The sequence below is a fragment of the Vibrio scophthalmi LMG 19158 genome, assembly GCF_000222585.1.
GTDB lineage: Bacteria > Pseudomonadota > Gammaproteobacteria > Enterobacterales > Vibrionaceae > Vibrio > Vibrio scophthalmi.
Genome location: NZ_AFWE01000213.1, coordinates 85,890 through 105,719 on the forward strand (window position 1 = coordinate 85,890; position 19,830 = coordinate 105,719).

At 43.9% G+C, this 19,830-nt stretch carries 17 protein-coding genes and 2 tRNA genes; 17 read left to right on the forward strand and 2 right to left on the reverse strand.

Going from position 1 to position 19,830, the window contains the following annotated elements; genetic code table 11:
* Positions 1–17: 17 nt before the first annotated feature.
* The 10 genes from RH88_RS19195 to RH88_RS19240 all read left to right on the forward strand — a co-directional run bounded on the left by RH88_RS19195 (position 18) and on the right by RH88_RS19240 (position 8,845).
* Positions 18–734 carry an acyltransferase gene (locus RH88_RS19195; RefSeq protein WP_005599153.1) on the forward strand — a complete coding sequence of 239 codons (717 nt, stop codon included), beginning with the start codon at positions 18–20 and terminating at the stop codon, positions 732–734.
* Complete coding sequence (locus RH88_RS19200; protein WP_005599155.1) at positions 727–1,839, forward strand: glycosyltransferase family protein; 1,113 nt, start codon at positions 727–729, stop codon at positions 1,837–1,839. Before RH88_RS19195 ends, RH88_RS19200 begins: the two co-directional genes overlap by 8 nt.
* Positions 1,836–3,275 carry a GumC family protein gene (locus RH88_RS19205; RefSeq protein ID WP_005599157.1) on the forward strand — a complete coding sequence of 480 codons (1,440 nt, stop codon included), beginning with the start codon at positions 1,836–1,838 and terminating at the stop codon, positions 3,273–3,275. Before RH88_RS19200 ends, RH88_RS19205 begins: the two co-directional genes overlap by 4 nt.
* Before the next feature lie 113 nt (positions 3,276–3,388).
* Complete coding sequence (locus RH88_RS19210) at positions 3,389–4,495, forward strand: glycosyltransferase (RefSeq protein WP_005599159.1); 1,107 nt, start codon at positions 3,389–3,391, stop codon at positions 4,493–4,495.
* Between the two features lies 1 nt (position 4,496).
* Positions 4,497–5,678, forward strand: coding sequence for a glycosyltransferase family 2 protein (locus RH88_RS19215; protein ID WP_005599161.1), 1,182 nt, complete (start codon positions 4,497–4,499; stop codon positions 5,676–5,678).
* A gap of 10 nt (positions 5,679–5,688) precedes the next feature.
* Complete coding sequence (locus RH88_RS19220) at positions 5,689–6,327, forward strand: sugar transferase (RefSeq protein WP_005599163.1); 639 nt, start codon at positions 5,689–5,691, stop codon at positions 6,325–6,327.
* 213 nt (positions 6,328–6,540) lie between these two features.
* Positions 6,541–6,617: transfer RNA gene (locus RH88_RS19225), tRNA-Val, on the forward strand.
* A gap of 37 nt (positions 6,618–6,654) precedes the next feature.
* A tRNA-Val gene (locus RH88_RS19230) sits at positions 6,655–6,731 on the forward strand.
* Between the two features lie 380 nt (positions 6,732–7,111).
* Positions 7,112–8,437 (forward strand): GGDEF domain-containing protein, encoded by a 1,326-nt coding sequence (locus tag RH88_RS19235; protein WP_005599165.1) that lies wholly within the window; start codon positions 7,112–7,114, stop codon positions 8,435–8,437.
* Between the two features lie 168 nt (positions 8,438–8,605).
* Positions 8,606–8,845 carry an RNA recognition motif domain-containing protein gene (locus RH88_RS19240; protein ID WP_005599167.1) on the forward strand — a complete coding sequence of 80 codons (240 nt, stop codon included), beginning with the start codon at positions 8,606–8,608 and terminating at the stop codon, positions 8,843–8,845.
* Between the two features lie 83 nt (positions 8,846–8,928).
* Here the strand turns inward: RH88_RS19240 and RH88_RS19245 are convergent, their stop codons facing one another.
* Positions 8,929–9,861: an ROK family protein gene (locus RH88_RS19245; RefSeq protein WP_005599169.1), complete on the reverse strand. Its 933-nt coding sequence runs from the start codon at positions 9,859–9,861 to the stop codon at positions 8,929–8,931.
* Positions 9,862–10,233: 372 nt separating this feature from the next.
* Here RH88_RS19245 and RH88_RS19250 point away from each other — a divergent pair, with 372 nt between their 5' ends.
* From RH88_RS19250 to RH88_RS19260, 3 genes are all read left to right on the forward strand, one after another.
* Positions 10,234–12,720, forward strand: a complete 2,487-nt coding sequence (locus RH88_RS19250; protein ID WP_005599171.1) for a bifunctional diguanylate cyclase/phosphodiesterase — start codon at positions 10,234–10,236, stop codon at positions 12,718–12,720.
* A gap of 253 nt (positions 12,721–12,973) precedes the next feature.
* Positions 12,974–14,278 (forward strand): flippase, encoded by a 1,305-nt coding sequence (locus RH88_RS19255; protein WP_005599173.1) that lies wholly within the window; start codon positions 12,974–12,976, stop codon positions 14,276–14,278.
* A gap of 152 nt (positions 14,279–14,430) precedes the next feature.
* A complete protein-coding gene (locus RH88_RS19260; protein WP_005599175.1) occupies positions 14,431–15,471 on the forward strand; it encodes a GGDEF domain-containing protein in 1,041 nt (346 codons plus the stop codon).
* 47 nt (positions 15,472–15,518) lie between these two features.
* Here the strand turns inward: RH88_RS19260 and RH88_RS19265 are convergent, their stop codons facing one another.
* Positions 15,519–16,175 (reverse strand): DUF2726 domain-containing protein, encoded by a 657-nt coding sequence (locus tag RH88_RS19265; protein WP_005599177.1) that lies wholly within the window; start codon positions 16,173–16,175, stop codon positions 15,519–15,521.
* A 244-nt stretch (positions 16,176–16,419) separates the two neighbouring features.
* On the opposite strand from RH88_RS19265, the gene RH88_RS19270 reads away from it, so the two are divergent.
* From RH88_RS19270 to RH88_RS19285, 4 genes are all read left to right on the forward strand, one after another.
* On the forward strand, positions 16,420–17,151 hold the full coding sequence (locus RH88_RS19270) for an amino acid ABC transporter ATP-binding protein (RefSeq protein WP_005599179.1): 732 nt from the start codon (positions 16,420–16,422) through the stop codon (positions 17,149–17,151).
* Positions 17,152–17,949 (forward strand): amino acid ABC transporter permease, encoded by a 798-nt coding sequence (locus RH88_RS19275; RefSeq protein WP_005599181.1) that lies wholly within the window; start codon positions 17,152–17,154, stop codon positions 17,947–17,949.
* A gap of 9 nt (positions 17,950–17,958) precedes the next feature.
* A complete protein-coding gene (locus RH88_RS19280; RefSeq protein WP_005599184.1) occupies positions 17,959–18,786 on the forward strand; it encodes a transporter substrate-binding domain-containing protein in 828 nt (275 codons plus the stop codon).
* Positions 18,787–18,913: 127 nt separating this feature from the next.
* Positions 18,914–19,792 carry an amino acid ABC transporter permease gene (locus RH88_RS19285; RefSeq protein ID WP_086027421.1) on the forward strand — a complete coding sequence of 293 codons (879 nt, stop codon included), beginning with the start codon at positions 18,914–18,916 and terminating at the stop codon, positions 19,790–19,792.
* Positions 19,793–19,830 lie beyond the last annotated feature (38 nt).

The following is a 19,830-nucleotide window of genomic DNA, read 5'->3' on the forward strand; positions in this document are numbered from 1 at the left end:
TTTATAACGAGGTGCTTATGTCAGTTGCGTCACTCAAAATTTGGCTACAAACTCACCCAAATCCACGCTATCAAAGACTGTTTGAGTGGCTAAAACAGGCTCGCGCAACCGGCGTTCCTACGCCACGTTTGTTTAATGTAGCTATGTTTCATTTAGTGCAATTCTTTTCCTTAGTCAGCCAAACCATATTGCGTCTGTTTGTTTATACGCCAGCATTCAAAGGCCGAACCACACAATGTGGTAAACAGCTTTATCTCTACGGCGGAATACCTTTTGTTTCAGGCCCCCTCACGTTACGGATTGGCCATCAGTGTCGAATTTCCGGCCACACAACATTCTCTGGCCGAGTACAAAGCGGTCAACCCGAACTACTGATTGGCAACAATGTCGATGTGGGGTGGCAAAGCACAATAGCGGTCGGAAAAACAATCGTCATTGAAGACAACGTACGCATTGCCTCAGGTGCATTTATCTTTGGCTATTCGGGTCATGCTCTTGATGCCCAGTTACGCGCCCAAGGATCCCCTGATGATGACGCTAACGTTGGCGATATCCTCATCAAACAGAATGCATGGATTGGCACCAATGTGACCATCTGCCCCAATGTCACCATCGGCGAAGGCACTATAGTCGGAACCGGCAGTGTCGTGACCCATGATCTCCCAGATTTTGTTGTTGCTGTCGGTAATCCGGCGCGAGTCGTCCGCCATTTAAAGGAGCAAGACTATGCGTGATATGATTGTTTTTGGTGAAGATTTTGGTGGACTGCCATCAAGCACTCAACACTTAATCCGACACCTACCTAAAATGAGAAAGATCATCTGGGTCAATTCAATAGGCTTACGTCAACCTAAACTAAACGCCAATGATTGCCGTCGTGCAGTATCTAAGCTGATTGGGCAGCCCAAACAAGGCTTTAGTACCCCTTCTCAAGTGCCTGATAATGTTCATATTGTAAACTTGCGTACCATACCTGCTCCCAGCAGTCATATTAGTCGCCAGCTCGCGAAGACGATGATGTTGAATCAACTTCTTCCGATCTTAGCTGAACATCATATTGAGAAACCGATTTTATGGAGTTCATTACCCACCGTGGCCGATCTTTGCGGGCATCTCAATGAATCAGGGGTGATCTACTACTGTGGTGATGATTTTTCAGCGTTGTCAGGTGTTGACCATCACGTGGTTGCCGAACATGAAGAGAAGATGGTTAAAAAAGCCAACCTTGTTCTGGGGGCAAGTGAAGCAATCTGCGCGAAGTTTCCGCATAACAAAACCTTGTTGCTGCCACACGGAGTGGATGTCGACCTATTTAGCCAACCCGCTCCAATCGCGTTGGATTTTCCGCAAAACGGCAAACCTATTGCAGGCTTTTATGGCAGCCTATCAAACTGGTTAGATTATGATTTGATCAATTTTGTCGCATTAAATCTGCCGGGCTGGGACTTTCTTTTCATTGGACCAAATGAGATGCCTTATAACCCACTACCAAAGTTGGCCAATATCCATTATTTAGGTCCTAAACCACACAACCAACTCCCTTGCTACAGCCAGCACTGGCAGGCCAGCTTATTACCCTTCAAATCTAATAAGCAAATCCAAGCATGTAATCCTCTAAAACTACTTGAATACCTCGCCGCTGGTGCACCTATTGTCGCAACACCGTTTCCTGCATTAGAGCGATATAGTAAGTACGTCAATGTTGTCGAGAGCGCTCATGAAATGAGCGAAGCGCTTAAAATGACCAACTATGAACCTAAGCACTCAGCAGACATTGTCGCCGATGATAGTTGGCGAGCTCGTAGTCAATTTGTTCGCTCACTATTGGATATGATATGAGTAGCATCACGCTGCGTATTGCGGAGATATTAAATGCGGCGTGGCGACAGCGTTACGTTATCGTGTTACCGACATTAATTTTACCTTTTGTTGGTTTGATGGTCGCTAAACTGGCCCCAACGGTGTATGTCTCACACACCAGTATGCTTATCCAAGAAACGGCAAAAATGAACCCATTTTTGGAGGATATTGCTGTTTCAACCATGTTGAAAGAAAGATTAAATGCGCTAAGCACCTTGTTAAAAAGTCGCCATGTTCTCCAATCCGTCGCGGCTGATCAAGGCCTGATCACTCCTGATATGAGTACATTACAACAAGAACGCATTATCCAGCGTTTATCGGCCAACCTCTCTGTCAATCAACCTGGCAAAGATTTCTTGCAGATAGAGTTAACAGCCGAGAAACCAGATGGTATGGCTTCCTTGTTAACCTCAATCAGTGAGCACTTTATTGAACAGCTGCTCGCGCCTGAGCGCTCTTCTATTCGTGACTCAAGTGAGTTCTTAACCATTCACATTGAAAAACGCCGTAGTGAGTTGGACCAAGCCGAAAATGCACTGGCCGAGTACCGAAACAAAAACCTTGCTGTAACTCCTGAAATGCAAAACCAAAGCCTCACCCAACTGGCGACGCTCAAACAAAACCTAGCGGAGAAGCAAGCCGAACTGGCAGGGGTGGAAAAAAGCTTAGGCTCGCTCGATCAGCAGTTGTCCAAGACAAATCCTGTTATTGGCCGCATTGAAGATCAAATCATCGAAATTCGCAGCGCACTGACTTTACTCCAAGCTAAGTACACCGATAACCACAGCTCCGTACAAGCCAAAAAAAGAGAACTAAAGCGCTTGGAGAGTGAACGCAACTTATTGTTAGAAGTTGAACAACCCAATGTCACCAGTGATCAACTTTGGGATATCGCCAGCAGCAACACCCTCTCTGATATTAATAACATTCAACCCTTATTGGTCACCCAACTTCATAGCTTACAACTTGTACGCAGTCGCTATGAGTCTTTGACAGAAGAAACCAAAAGTCTTGAGTCAATGATTACAGCCATTGAAGAACAAGCCCAAAACTTTGGGGACACAGCACAACAGATGTACCGTTTGAAACGGGATGCTCAGATCAAGCGCCAACTGTATGACGAGTTATTGCAACGTTATGAAATGGCGCAATTAACAGGCTCTCTTGGGGTATTTGAGGAAAACAAACGTGTCAAAATTATCGACCTACCCTATACCCCAAGCGCTCCTGCGAATTTACCGACTCTGATTTACATTCTTGCTGGCTTGATAGCTGGTATCGGGCTTGGTGTAGGGATGGCTTACCTTTTCGAATTATTTGATTCATCTCTGCGTAGATCTGATCAAGTAGAGGCGATAACGCATGCACCAGTACTGACAACCATTCCTAAAATTGCATTACGATTCTCAAAATAACACCACCGATAAACACCCTACAATAAATTACATAAATAATTGTTTTTATTGACGTTAAATTATGGCACAGAAGATGCAAAAACCATATACGTTGATTAATACGGTGGTAAAACATGAATAAGAATGATGCAAAACAAGCACAGCCAAAATTAACTGTTCATGTCGTGCAACATCTTGCGCCCGGTGGTATTGAGACGTTAGTTCTTGAAATGTTACGCCATGCCGACAAGCAACATCGCATTTTGATTGTTAGCTTGGAAGGTAGCCTTTCCAGAGCAATTCAACGCTGGCCAAGACTAATGCCATTTAAGAACCACCTTATTTTTCTCAATAAACCTCATGGCGTGCAACTGTCAACACTGCTCGTACTGGCAAAATTATTGAAGTTATTAAAACCACAGGTGCTCCACACCCATCATATTGGCCCGTTACTGTATGGTGGCGCAGCAGCAAAAATCGCTCGCATCTCTTGCCATATTCATACCGAGCATGACATATGGCATCTATCAAATCGTAGCAGCGCTCGCCTACAGCGCCTCGCCTTAAATATGGCAAAACCACGTTTAGTTGCCGATGCAGACCGTGTTAGTGCAGGCCTAAGCCGTCAATTCAATTACCCCGATATTACCGTGATCAAAAATGGGATTGATTGCCAGCGCTTCAAACCCGCAAGCCTGACTTTAGCGCGACAAAAATTGGGGCTACCTTTGTCTGATACGATTATTGGCAGCGCAGGACGATTGGAATACGTCAAAGGCCATGACATATTAATCAAGGCTCTCGTCCTTCTGCCGCGAAACATCTCTATCGCCATTGCTGGTATCGGCTCTCAAGCTGAAAAACTCAAAAACCTTGCCCAGCAACTCAATGTGGTAGATCGCATACATTGGCTAGGTTTGGTTGAGGATATGCCGCGTTTCTATCAATCACTCGATATGTTCTGCTTACCATCACGTCACGAAGGCTTCCCACTTTCCACTTTAGAAGCACAGGCATGTGACATTGTCACGATTGCAAGCCAAGTCGGGTCAGTCGAAGAAACCATTTGTCCTCACAGCGGCGCTTTATTTGAGGTCGAAAAACCACAAGCGCTCGCAAGACAAACGTTGTCTACCTTAGCCGACATAAAATCTGTGAGCCCTCGTCGATTTGTACTCAATAATAATAATATTCAAACGATGGTCGCGGCTTATCAAAACTTGTCAGTGGAGGTTCGTTAATATGCTAAATACTCTACTCATTGCGCTATTTTTTCTCAGTGCGAGCTTAGTGATTTATCATCACTGCGGCTATCCGCTATTGCTGCGTTGGTATGCCAGAAATGAAACCGCTCGTCAGTTCAACACCCCATTACGTTACTATCAACCTTCGCGTGCCGATCGCGCTCGAGCGACCATTACCATAATTGTACCCGCTTATAATGAACAACACTGGATTGCCGATAAAATTCGCAACCTTGCCTGTCTCGACTATCCACGTGAGCGCTATAACGTCATCATCGCTTGTGACGGCTGCACAGACAACACCGTAGCGATTGCCGAAGAAACCATTCAAGAAGCCATCTGTAGCGAAACGCACTTTGAAATCATCAACTTCACACGCAACCGCGGTAAAGTGGCCCTCATCAATCACCTAATGCCGAACATAATCAGTGATATCACCGCGCTAAGCGATGTTTCTGCGTTAATCTCGATTGACGCGCTCCTGCTGGCCGATCATCATTTTCACGATACGAATGTCGGCGTGCTCAATAGCCAATATCAGCTGCTCGCTTCAATCAATCCCAGTGAAGAGAAATATTGGCGCTACCAAAGTATGGTTCAGCTTGGTGAAGCCAACCTAGGCGCGAACATTGGTGCACACGGTGCATTTTATTTATTCCGAACTCATCTATTTCAACCACTCGCCGACAACACCATCAATGATGATTTTATTCTGCCAATGGAAATTGTTCGCTTAGGGTACAAAGCGATCTATGAGCCTAACGTGGTAGCGATTGAGCAAGAGACCTCGAGTGCGAATAAAGACTACCAACGTCGCCTGCGTATTTCGGCGGGCAACATGCAACAAGCCATTCATCTCGCGGGGCTATTTCTGCCACGCTATCGCGCCATTGCATTTGCGTTTGCCTCAGGAAAAGGACTGAGATTACTGACTCCTTACTTAATGATCACTTGCTTCGTTACCTCGGTATTGCTCGCTACACAACCAATGTTTGCCTTATTCGCCCTCGCACAGATACTGCTCTATGCCATTGCGCTATTTGGTATCCGTTTTCCTCAGCATATATCCAACAAATACTGCCAATTTCTCGCCTATTTTGTCGCGGGGCACTTTGCCAATCTCTATGGTGGACTGCGCTACATCTTCGGACTAGAAAATGGACGCTGGAAACGAGTATAAGGAATCTGACATGCCGCACATCACTGCTAATTACCCAACTTGGCTCGCTAAGCGCTTGTTTGACCTCTTCGGTGCTTGTTTTGCGTTGTTGCTCCTTGCACCTATACTGCCGTTTATTGCATTGGCGATTAAACTCACTTCCACTGGGCCCGTGTTTTATCACCAACTGCGGGTCGGCAAATCGACACCAGCACAAATGGAGTTGTTCTACATTATTAAGTTTCGCACCATGTATCAAGATGCTGAAACTCGAACTGGCGCAGTATGGGCAACCAAGAATGATCCGAGAATCACCCCTATTGGACGCTTTTTACGTAAAACACGACTGGATGAGATACCGCAACTGTTCAATGTACTACGCGGAGAAATGTCACTTATTGGTCCGCGCCCTGAGCGACCAACTTTTTACAACGAGCTGGAAACTGCGATTCCCTACTTCGCCGACCGTACTTACGGGGTCATGCCGGGTATAACCGGCTTAGCGCAAGTCAACCAAGGCTACGACACTTGCATTGATGATGTCAGACGCAAAGTAGGCTTTGATCACAGCTATGCGTTATCACTGCGTTCAACAAAATCGTGGTTTATGATGGATAGCAAAATTATTTTTAGTACCTTCATCGTGATGTTTAATGGTCGTGGCCAATAAAATCAGCCATATTTTCCTTACTTATGAACACTAATATCTATAAACCGACTCGGCTCGTTCAATTTACTGAGTGAGCTAGCGCACACTTTTCCGCCTTACAAGAATAAAACGCAACCAATCTGCACATAACTCCGCCAAACAGTTCAATTTACTCAAAATTACCCTTGCACCGCCCCAAAACAGTGGGTAATATTCGTCTCGTTCCACAGGAATGCCCGCTTAGCTCAGTTGGTTAGAGTACTTGCATGACATGCAAGGTGTCACTGGTTCGAGTCCAGTAGCGGGCACCATTCTTGTCTTAAACAAGAAAGTTGAACAATACAATTTGCCCGCTTAGCTCAGTTGGTTAGAGTACTTGCATGACATGCAAGGTGTCACTGGTTCGAGTCCAGTAGCGGGCACCAAATTCGTTCTTATGAACAAACAACAAAGCCCACTTCATGTGGCTTTGTTGTTTCTGCCCTACACTCACTAATCACTTTCTAAACACGCTTTGAGTCACGGACTGATACCTACCACAATAAGTAGTCAAAAATTTGCGCAAGAAACATTGCGAGTGCTAAACACTGACGTCTGGTTATTCTAGTTATCAAATTTTGACAATATTATAAACGAATCAGCCATCGTTTCCTGAATCACTCATTGCGTAAATTTATAGTGATAACAAGACGTTCTATCTTTGATTAATAAAACAAGCAATGTTTATCGTGTCGATTAAGATGTATACTTGGATAAATAATCTTAACAACTACACTTCGGCCTCAATTCTTGATTAAGAACGCAAATGCATAAAAGCTTATCTGACCTATTTCGCAACCACATTAACCCTATCGCTAAACTATTCATGGCGACGATCATTCTTGTGGGCACTGCGTATGCGATTTTTAATGCCGTTCACCTCAAGCAATTGTCAAAGTCTGTAATTACAGACTTTAACCAGATTTATTCTGTCAGTCGTCGTTTCGCCCAGTACTATAACAATACCGATACCATCAATTTGGCCAAAGGTATATACGAGCGTAACGGCGTCAATATCATGGTCAGTAAAGCCGGTGACGTTAAAGTACTTTCAACGGGGATCAATAAGCTTCGCTCGCAACTCGACCCGATCACGCACGACAATATTTGGACTATTGCGATTTTTGAGCATCCCGCTAACTACGGGCACTTCTCACCATTACGTAAAGAGTACCAAGAACGATTTGGCTCGTACCAATCTGACGACGTGATGAAGCGTATTGTTAAACTTGAGCGATTAGAGAACACCTTTGACCAGTTTTATGGTTGTAACATCAAGCTCTCTGAACCTTATCAAGAAGAGGGCACTGAACAGTGGGTACGCACTGTCTATTATCCGGTCTACAACGCACAAAAACTTAATGCACTCTTAGCTATCGATCTCAAAAACGACTATATCGATCTAGTTATCAATCGGTTTAACCAAGAACATTTTACGGTCGCCAATACCAGTGCGGCTTTAACAGCCTACCAACAGCCGATCGAGATTCCATGTACCGATGCTGAACCGATTATGGTTGGATTCAGTGCATGGGATATTCTTCAGCGTACCCTTGCACCCTCACTGCTAATCGCCTTTTTAGTGCACTTTATTGTGGTTTATATTAAAGGCCGTCAACGCCGTATTACACGCGACAAAATGACGGGATTTTATCGCCGAGATTTTTACGAGCCAAGACTCAATAGAGCCCATAACTTCTCAATGCTCATTATTGATATCGACTTTTTTAAGATCATCAATGACACCCACGGTCACAAAAAAGGTGATGAAGTCATTAGTGAAGTGACTCGCCGTATTGCCAGCCAAATTCGCAGTACAGATGCGGCTGTGCGCTGGGGGGGCGAAGAGTTTGTGGTGCTATTTAAAGATATGACCGATGACATGCTTTACGATAAAGCTGAACTTATTCGCGAGCATGTAGCGGATAGCGCGATTTCTGGTATCGATGTAACCATCTCCGTCGGGGGTGTTACGCTTCGTGATAGTGAGTTTAATGAAGCCTATAAACGTGCCGATCACGCCTTATATCAATCAAAACGTGATGGTCGAAATCGTGTCACCATTTACGACGAGAATGCGACTATCCTATAACCTGCCGTCTTACGACACCGGATTGGTTACTATTTAACTGATCAATCCGGCGTTTCTTTCTCCACTTCCGCCAAAGTACAGAAATAGTGCCAATGTCTTGGTTTTATCTTGGTTTTTGACCGCTAGTCTGTACAATCAAAGCACCTTCCTCATAAATGATGATTTACTATGAAATTACTCGTTCGTAACCTCGCTCGTGCGACGACTGAACAAGACATTCGCAAACTGTTTGCTCAGTTTGGCGAAGTTCGTGAATGTACTTTGGTGTTAGACCAAGTATCAGGCCAATCAAAGGGTTTTGCCTTTGTTGAGATGCCAAATGATGAAGAAGCAAACGAAGCACTTGAGAAGCTAAACTTAAAAGAAGTTGCTAAGAGCAAGATTCGTGTAAAAGCCGCACAAAACTAATAAAGAGCCGACAATCAATGTCGGCTTTTTTGACTGCTACTCTCGACTATTAGTATCACTATAAAACGCACTTCCCTACTAGATTAGGCACTTCCGATATATTGATTTTGACTAAATCGACCACCTTGTCGTTGAGAAAAATGCACCATGGCGCCGATCAAATTAGCATCATTACCAAATGGTGATGCGATAACATTTGGTTTAACATGACAATAAGGCATCGCTTGAAGATATTCGTCAAATTTCCGCTCAAGCAGCACCACCAAATCTTCTCGTTGACTGATCGCTCCGCCCAATACAATATATTCTGGGTCGACAGTGTAATGTAAATTATAGAGTCCCATCGCCAAATAATTGATCCAATCAGATACCACCGATCGAATCACTTCATTATCTTGATCATACAACTCAAACACTTTAATACCACTCAGTGAGTGACGTGGTAACGATAACGCCTTTTCCGCTTTCACCACCAATGCATATGTCGATGCTAGATGAGATAAGATCTGTGGACGGCCGTTTTCAAAGCCCATAATGGCATAACCAAACTCCCCACCGTGTAACCTGTGCCCTTTTTGAATCTCTCCTTTGGTGACGATCGCCCCACCGACGCCCGAACCAATCACCACTAAACAAAAATGTTCAGAATCTCGACATACCCCAAGCCACTTCTCCGCTAGTGCCGCACAACACGCATCATTTTCCAACTCAACGGGAACGTGATATCGGCGGGTAAACAGCGAAATTACGTCCACACCATGCAGATAGTAAAGTGAGCTTTTGCCATGAATGAAACCCGTTTCAACATCCACTGCGCCACATGCACTCATCGCAATTCCGACGATCGAGTACTTGTCTTGATAATGATGGAAATATGGGTCAAAGTGTTCAAACCATTGCTCGAAGCTAGCAACACGACTTGGTAAGTGAAATTGTTCAATTATCGTCGCGCAGTGATCCATCACAGCACATTTAACTGAACTGCCGCCAAAATCCAACGCGATATAGAATGACAAAGTAAGCTCCTTGAACAACGAATCATCACAACAGTGGCAGGAAAATATCCTATTTACGATATGATGCTCATAATATGAAGATTTCCAATTCAACCGATAGAATATAAACACCACCATACAGTGAACATTAATTTTGATTCTTAATCAAAGCAGAAAAACAATAATTCTTTTTTGTCTACACTCTATTTCTGACCTATTGCAAAGCATCGCAATAAAAAAAATATAAGCGTGATATGCGTAACGTTATAATCTTTGCTCGATAGAAAGCTCACTAAAACTATGAAAAATTAGTAAAAATATTATTATATCTGCGACTCGTTATTCATTGATACGTTTGAAGATATAGAGTGTTCAAAGGGAGTGATCACTGCAATGAATGCGCTTACGGATAGAAAACTACTCTACACAATCAAAACGGTCCCTTTCGCACTTATTATCCTATTTATTATTCTGCTCCTTTCATTGGTAGTTAACGACAGCCAAAAAACCGCACTGCAGTTAGAACAAAACCTCATTGCCACGAACCTACTGAAGCAAAAAGAGACCATTGCCCAACGAGTAGAAAGCACTTATGACCAAGTGCGTTACGAGCGCAGGAAAATAATCACGTCACTCAAATCTCAAGTCAAACATCATGTTGATATCGCCTATCAAGTGGCGATGACCATTTATCAGGAAAACCAAGACAAACCTGAGCAAGACGTTAAGCGAATGATTTCCGAGGCGCTACGCAATGTGCGTTACGACGATGGCAACGGTTACTTTTTTATTTTCCAGACAGATGGTCTCTTTGTCATGCACGCCACAAACCCTAAGCAAGAAGGAAAGCAAGGGTTAGAGATGAGCGATTCTCAAGGCGTTCCATACATTAAAAATTTCATCAATAAATTTACCTCCTCAAACCGCTTGGATGCTTATTATCGTTGGTGGTTTAAAAAGCCAAACCAACCGGATGAATATGAAAAAATTGGTTATGGACGCCTATTTGAACCCTACGGCTGGGTGATTGCTTCAGGGGAATATTTGCAAGATGCTGAATCTCAAGTAAAAGAGAAACTATTGGATTCTATTGCCAATTACCGGTTCGATAGCGATGGTTATTTGTTTGTTCTTAATAAACAAGGAAAAGTGCTCGCACACAAGGACGATAGTTTAATCGGCACTCATCTCGAAAGCGTTGCAGAGCAAGCACAAAGTGTTTTTCAATCAAGCAACACTAATCAAGGTTATCTTGAGTATAAAGCGCCTTACCACCCTAGCGGCCAATTGGAGATGGATAAAGTAAGCTATGTACAATATGACCACGAATGGCAATGGTTGATTGGTACTGGTGTTTATATTGAAGACATTCATCTCAGCATTGCAGACCAACTCAGCCAAATGCGCGAACAAAATGAAAACGAACAGATCAAAGTACTGCTACTTTGCTTAACCCTCGCCCTGGTTCTCATTTTAATGTCGATGTTGTTAAGTAATTATTTAGGCCGACGTTTCAACCAATTTCAGCGCAGAATTGAAAAAGACTTTGCCAAGCTCGCGCAGGGTAAAGAGCAGTTGCGCCATCAAGCCCAACACGATGTGCTCACACACCTCCCTAATCGAGTATTACTAGAACGGAATACTCAGCGAGGCATCGCCTTTAGCCGTTTGCAAGGTAAGATGTTAGCGGTGATGTTTGTCGACCTCGACAACTTCAAACGCGTCAATGATAAATATGGTCATGAAGTGGGTGATGAACTGCTTGTTCAAACAGCAAAGCGTTTCGCTCAACTGGCCGGTAATAATGGTACCGTCGCCCGATTTGGTGGCGATGAGTTTGTATTCAGCATTTCAGCGCTCAATGACCAAGCACAAGCTCTAGCCTTCGCCCAAGACATTCAACAAACGTTAACCTCACCATTTGTTATACACGGCATAGCTCTAGAGTTAAGTGCGTCCATTGGTGTTTCTCTATACCCAAATGATGGTGATCAGCCCCGCGATCTTCTATCCAAAGCCGATATTGTTCTGACTCGTTCTAAAAAACAAGGCAAAGGCAAAATCACCTTCTTTGATGAGAAAATTAGGGCTGAACTGCAAAATCACTTCTTGCTTGAAGATGAATTTCACTCGGCGCTAAAACGTGGGGAATTAGACGTTCATTATCAACCTCAGGTTGACTCTCGTAGTGGAGAGATTATCGGTGTTGAAGCACTATGTCGTTGGTACAGCCCTACTCTTGGCCCTATATCACCACTGGTTTTCATTGATATTGCAGAAAAGAATGACGCCATTATTGAACTGGGTGCATTTGTACTTGATAGAGCGTGTCGTGATGCGAAACAACTTAATCAGCACGCAGAAAGACCGATTACTGTCTCTGTGAATGTTTCACCTAAGCAGCTTCTTCACCCGGGATTTGTTGATTTGGTTTTGGCGACGACTGAGCGCTACCAGGTTAGCAATCATCTGATGGTGTTAGAGTTGACGGAAAATGTCTTTATTGAAGATCTGCAAGCCGTTCAACCGACCTTAAGTGCTTTGCAACAAAAAGGATTTAGCATTGCACTTGATGACTTTGGCACAGGCTTTTCTTCTCTCAGTTATCTCAATGCCCTGTCAATCACCGAGATTAAGATCGACCGCTCATTCATCATTAAAATGATCGACGATCAATCGAGCCTCAACATCGTCAAAACCATCATCGCAATAGCTCGATCAAATGAAATCAACATTGTTGCTGAAGGGGTAGAAACCCTCGCGCAACAAACACTGTTACAACAACTTGGCTGCACCACAATTCAAGGGTACTTCTACTCGAAACCACAACCTTTCGAGCGACTAGTAACCATGACTCAAGCCACCTTGTATACCGAATAGAAACACGACATGCATTGAACATTCGCCGGTATGAAGATCAAGCTACCAATAAAAAACAATTAAATTTCGTCTCATTTATCAGACAAGCGAACAGTGTAGAATTGGCTCTCAATGAATTTATGTCATTTGAAATAGCCGTACAGATGAAACTTATAGTCCTTGTACGCGTAACACTCGTGCTCACCATAATAAGCCACATGAGCAAGATAGATAGACACTAGAGACGTGAAACAAGGATGTTAAGTTTTATATTATGAGTTCTTTCGCTAAATTGTTTTTTGGAACCGCAAGCCTTCAATTGCTCAGTCGTGGTTTATCTGTCATTTCCGGGGTTATTTTTGCCCGTTTTCTTGGTGCTGAACAATACGGATTATACACCTACGTCTTCTCTATTATTACCGTTGCCGCTTTACCTGTTTTAGCTGGTATACCCAACTTAATGGTTCGCGAAGTCGCCAATTTTCATTTAGAGAAAAATTGGCCGCAACTGAATGGCATATTTTGGTGGTCGCGTGGATATGTTTTATCAATCTCCGCGGTTATTTTAGCGGTCATGTCGAGCTTGGTTTATTTCGATTATTTTCAGCCACACGTTGCAGCACTCATTGTAATTGCCATGTGGGCGATTCCACTACGCGGTATTGCAAGCCAACAAGATGCGGTTCTCAATGGTTTTCAAAAACCTATTTTGGCGCAACTGCCCTCCAAATTGCTCGCGCCCTTTTTTACTCTTGCCGTCCTATTGTATTACGTTTTCTTCGATAAACCTTTGTCCTCGATGACACTGGTCACGATAACCATTTTCGCCTCGCTACTCACCTGCACATTGAGCTATCTTTTGGTCCGCTATGTGATTAAAAAATACAGTGAACCTGCTCGCCCTGACTACCTAACCAGATCCTGGTTACGCTCTTTAGTTCCGTTTGCATTGATTACTTTTGTCGTTACCCTAAACGCTGAACTGGCTATTGTCTTACTTGGGTGGTTAGGCGACTTAGAGTCCGTCGCCTATTTTCGTGTTGGGATGCAAGCCGTCACTTTAATCACCATCGTTCTCTCATCGATTAGTGCCGTGTTGATGCCTAACATCGCTCGCTTATACAAAAGTGGCGATATGGAAAACGCGCAGACACTGCTTAGCCGCGCTGTAAGACTAACGGTTCTTGTGTCTCTGCCAATTTTCTTGGTCTTAGTTTCTGCTGGTGATTTACTCATCGAGTGGTTATTTGGCGCAGAATACCTCGATGCCTACCCTGCACTAATTATTCTTTGCGTTGGCCATTTTGTCAGCATGCAGCTTGGCCCAGTGGGTTTAGTCTTAAACATGACTCATAACGAAGGCAAAACCGTTCGGTCACTCATCATTACATTAATCATCAACCTTGTACTGCTCTTCAGCCTTGTCCCTCTCTACCAAGAGATCGGTGCTGCCATCGCGATTGCCGCCAGTTTGATAATTTGTAATCTATTGATGACACGTGAAGTTTGGGCGTTAACCAAACTAAAAACTTGGATCAGTTTTTCTCATACTAAAAAATTAGCGGTCGACACTCACTAAATTGGATTGAAAGATCGCTCTACGTTGTCAGTTGCATACACAACATCAAAAGTGTGATCTTGGTTCAAAACTTCGCTTGCTTCAAATCAGTAAATGAATACCATTGTCGTTGCAATCAAATCAGCCGCATATGTTGGCTAAGGAAATAGACAATGGAAGCGGACATATTTAATCCTTCGCAACAGATCCGCCGTGCAGTTCTTTTCTGGCTGAGCTTACTCTTAACGTTCGCTGCGATTGTTATCGCCTATCTAAACATCACCTTGGGCTCCCCCCAACTCATGTGGGGCTATGACACTTTATTTGCGTTGTTCTCTGGCTACGTTTGTTTCCAAACCTATTACAACCATTGTCGCCAATTGGTGATTGAAATTTACGCCTATGCTCTGATTGGGGCGATAGCACTTGGCGTTGCTCTCCACTCCATCCATCACGGTATGTTGATTTGGGCGTCACTATTTCCTTTGATGTTCTATCTACTGCTAGGTACAAAGAAAGGCGCGATAGCTACGACGATTGGCATCGTACTTGTTTTGTCAGCGGCGGTATTTAAGATGCTGCAATATCACGGTGTTTTTCATCCATACATTTTAGTCAATTTCATACTGTGCTATCTGTGTATTTGGGTAGTTTCACACATTCTTGAAGTGAAACGGGCACACTCTGATAGTTCATTGCAGCAACTCGCCTCACGCGATTCATTAACGGGTGTCTATAATCGTCACGCTTTAGTGCATAACTTTGAACGCTACCGCCGTAACAACATCCAACAGCCAATGGCATTACTGATCCTCGATCTGGATTTTTTTAAACAAGTTAATGACCAATATGGCCATGATGTTGGCGACAAAGTGTTGATACAAGCCGCGGCATTAATTGACAAACACAGTGACGAAAATCCCGTCTATCGTATTGGTGGTGAAGAGTTTTGTGTCGCTCTGCGTAATACGTCGAGCAAAGAAGCTCTATACAAGGCAGAACGAATCAGAAAGGCAATTGAGGACTATCATTTCTTCTCTGCAGAGAAGCCGATTGCTTTGACCGCCAGTATTGGCGTTTATCAATGCGATCCGTTTAATAGCCTAGAAAATGTGCTACATATTGCAGATATGGAACTGTATAAAGCGAAGAAAAATGGACGCAATCAGGTGATGGCATATCAAGACAATGAGCAAGCTATTGCAGAGTCATAATGGCTTGCTCTTCCCGTTCCAGCACAAAGTCAGAACCCGTGTGCAATTTAATCTAGGTCTTCAAACACCACATTGTAGTTTTCGGTATAGGTACAATGAGGCTGGCGACTGCAGGTAAAAAATCGGCGGCCTTTAAAATCACCTTGCGCGGCCGTTTTGATCACCATTGGACTGCCGCAACGTTTACAAAAACGCACTTCTTTATCGGGTTCGATTAAATCAATATGTGCCGCCAACAAACGACGTAACCTACCCACTTGATAACTGTGTTTGACGCTGGTACCAATCAAAGGAATGCCCGCTGATTTACACACATGCATTAAGAGTTTCTGGCGCTCTGCCTTACCCTTACTCAAGGGACTACCATCATCAAGTTCAATCGCTACACGCACCTCTAAACTACGAGGATCACAGACGACATAATCAAAATAGCTCTTGGCAATACGGTTGTTAGCAATAAACCAACTCTTCTTGTCGGTAGCTTTGGGTGCAACCACTTTCGACATCGCGACTTTAGACATCACGACACCATGCTGACCAACCGCAGAAATAAGAGCAGTATAAAATGCAGACTCTTTGCCGTTGAGTAGTGGTCCATTTTTTTTATACGTACTGTCTTTTAACTCATTGGTGTTCAAATAACGTTTCTGGACGAAAAGATAGAAAGCGACAAAAATTAGGACAATAACAGCAACATATTCCATTGCGCGAGCCAAGCTCCAAATAGATTCATTTATGACTTAATTCTAACCCTAAAGCGACTCAGTCAAAATGCTTTATTCGCAGTGGCTTAAATGAGGGTGTGCCAATGATCACAGACAGCGGTTATGAACTATACAAATCCAGTGTAAATCGCCGAATATGCACGCTTTCAATTCATTTGCCAGTGCAAAATCGTTAATTAGTTGTTATTGTCTAACGACAATAAAAAATAAAAATGTGACCTTGATGACTCAAACACCCATCATTGAATTTAGCAACGTTAATAAATGGTTCGGCGAATTCCAAGCGCTAAAAGATATTAATCTCACGGTTGCACCTGGGGAAATTGTCGTCATTTGTGGCCCTTCTGGCTCTGGCAAGTCTACCCTAATTCGCTGTATCAATAACTTAGAGCAGTTTCAGCAAGGCGAAATCCAAGTATTTGGTGAGCAAACCATAAGTAAAACCATTAAGCCCGGCAAGATTGGCATGGTCTTTCAACACTTTCATCTTTTCCCGCACTTGACCGTGCTGGAAAACCTGACCCTATCTCCGATTCGCACTCTAAAGCTTTCCAAACCAGCAGCACAACAGCGCGCGCTAAAATATCTCAAGCGAGTCAACATCGAGGAACAAGCCAACAAATACCCTGTTCAGCTTTCCGGCGGACAACAACAACGTGTGGCGATAGCTCGTTCGTTATGTATGGAACCAGATTTACTCTTATTTGATGAACCCACTTCTGCGCTCGATCCTGAAATGATCAATGAAGTGCTCGATGTGATGGTGGAATTAGCACAAAGCGGCATGACCATGATTTGCGTAACCCATGAGATGGGCTTTGCTAAAAAAGTCGCTAATCGAGTGGTGTTTATGGATGAAGGCGAGATCGTTGAAATGAATTCGCCCGTCGCTTTGTTTGAAAATCCACAACATCCACGCACCAAAACCTTCTTAAACCAAATTTTAAGCTACTAAATGATCGTACGAATCGTTAAACCCGTCCTACAAGCCTTGGTGCAAATAGCCTTGATTACGCTGGCGATTGTCTGGCTATTGGATTCAGGTGCGCAAGCAATGGGTTATCAGTGGCAATGGCATCGCGTCCCCGATTACATCATCTTCTATGAAGATGGTGAGTGGTGGCCCGCTGAATTGATTGACGGCTTAGTCGTCACAATCAAAATCTCAGCGATAAGTTTGTGCTTTACCCTTTTAATCGGGCTTGCAACCGCATTATTAAGGTTAAGTGATTCAATTATTGGCCGAGCGATCGCGACTGGCTATGTCGAATTGATCCGCAACACACCGCTATTGGTGCAAATCTACCTACTTTATTTTGTTTTTGGCCCCGTTATCGGCTTAGACCGCTTTAGCACCGCTGTACTAGCTCTTTCCTTATTTCAAGGCGCGTACACGGCAGAAATCCTCCGCGCGGGGCTAAATAGCATTCCTAAAGGACAGTTTGAGGCAGCCAAAACACTCGGCTTATCACCATTCAACAGTTACAAAGATGTGATTTTGCCGCAGGTGTTACAACGTACCTTGCCTCCGCTGACCAACGAAGTGGTCTCGCTAATCAAAAACTCATCGATTGTCAGTGTGATGGCGATTTTTGATTTGACCACTGAAGCGAGAAACATCGTTTCTGAAACCGCGATGCCGTTTGAAATTTGGTTCTCAGTCGCCGCTATTTATCTTGCTTTAACATTATCACTTTCCGGCTTATCCGCATGGCTAGAAAGTAGACTAGGAGCCAGTTGGCGTAAAATATAAGGAGATAACATGAAGTTATTCAAAGCAACCATCACAGCGTTATTAGGGATAGCCATCGCGATCCCTTCGTTAGTGAGCGCACAAGAGCAAGCAAATGCGACCTCTAATCTGGAAGCCATCAATGAGCGCGGCACACTACGCGTAGGCATGTCGACCTTTGTCCCTTGGGCAATGCGTAATAAACAAGGTGAATTGATTGGTTTTGAGATTGATGTCGCCAAGCGACTTGCGGCAGATTCTGGCTGGAAAGTGGAATTTGTTCCCACCGCATGGGATGGCATTATTCCCGCGTTGTTAGCCAAAAAATTTGACGTCATCATTGGCGGAATGTCTGTGACACCTGAACGTTCTAAAAGTGTGTTGTTCACTGCACCTTATTCACACTCAGGGGTACAAGTTGCAGCCAATAAAGAACTCGCGGAAGGCTTTACTAAACTTGAAGATTTCGACTCGCGTCGAGTAAAAATTGCCGCTCGTCGCGGTGCTTACACGGTCCAAGTGGCTCGCGAAACGTTTCCTAAAGCGAAAATCCTTCAGTTTGATGACGACTCTCAAGCCTTCCAAGAAGTGCTGAATGGTAATGCGCATGCCGTTATTGCTTCGAGCCCAAAACCGGAACATGAAACAATTAAGCATGCTGACAAACTGTTCTTACCGTTTAGCGAACGCTTATCTCAAGGCAATGAAGCCTTTGCAGTACGTTTAGGCGAAGATGACAAACAAGCCTTTTTCGACCAATGGATTGAGCAACGTACGCAAGATGGTTGGTTAAAAGAGCGTTATGAATATTGGTTCTCAACCTTAGATTGGCAAGATCAAATTGCCCAAGGACAGTAAATCATTGCCATTAAAGGCAACGAACACGGGAAAACAACGCCAATTGAACATCGCGTTCAATTGGCAATCTCAAGCTTGGAGTATATGAGTGAGCAAGCCCCTTCCATCCAAAACCTTATCCACCAAAATCCCTAACGCCATATCGCCTTGGCGCTTTAAGCCATTGGATTGGGTATTGCTGGCACTCTGCTTTGCACTGTTTGCTTGGTTATATCATCGCTCTACCGTCGGGGTTAATTACATTTGGCACTGGCAGAAAGCACTGGATTTACTGTTTACTCCGCGTGCAGATGGCAGCTTACCCTATTTCTTTCAGGGGTTATTCGCGACGTTGCGCCTGAGTTTATGGGGGATTGTTTTTGCGGTCGTGGTCGGCGTTGGGTTAGGTTTAGCTAAGTTTTCACAATCCACATGGCTTAATGTGCCAGCGAATGCTTTTATCCAGTTGGTACGTAATATCCCACCGCTGGTTTTTGTCTTCATATTTTACTTTTTTATCTCTAATCAACTTATCCCATTGTTGGGGTTGGAAAACCTGCTACGTAACTATTCAGATGAACTTAATCCTTTTCAGCAGTTTTTCTTTGGCCCTGCCAATCTATGGGAAAACCTCGCCTCTGGTGTGTTATGTATTGGCTTACTCTCTTCCGCTTATATTGGCGAGATAGTACGTGCCGGTTTGCAAGGCGTTGATCAGGGCCAATGGGAAGCCGCCGATTCTCTTGGCATGTCTCGTTGGGCCAAATATCGATATGTTATCGCACCCCAAGTGCTCAAATCGATTACACCTGCGCTGGCTGGACAAACCATTTCTTTAGTCAAGGATACTTCTATCGTGTCACTCATTTCGATTCAAGAAATGACCTTTGTTGGCACCGAAATGGCTAATTCTTCGGGCTATATTTTTGAGATCTGGCTGATTGTCGGATTGGTCTATTTTCTTATTTGTTTTGGCTTATCGATGTTTTTCCGCTTTGTTGAGCATCGTAGTCGCGCGGGCGAATAAGCCCTACAGACAAGCGTAAAGCAACAGATTGACGAGTT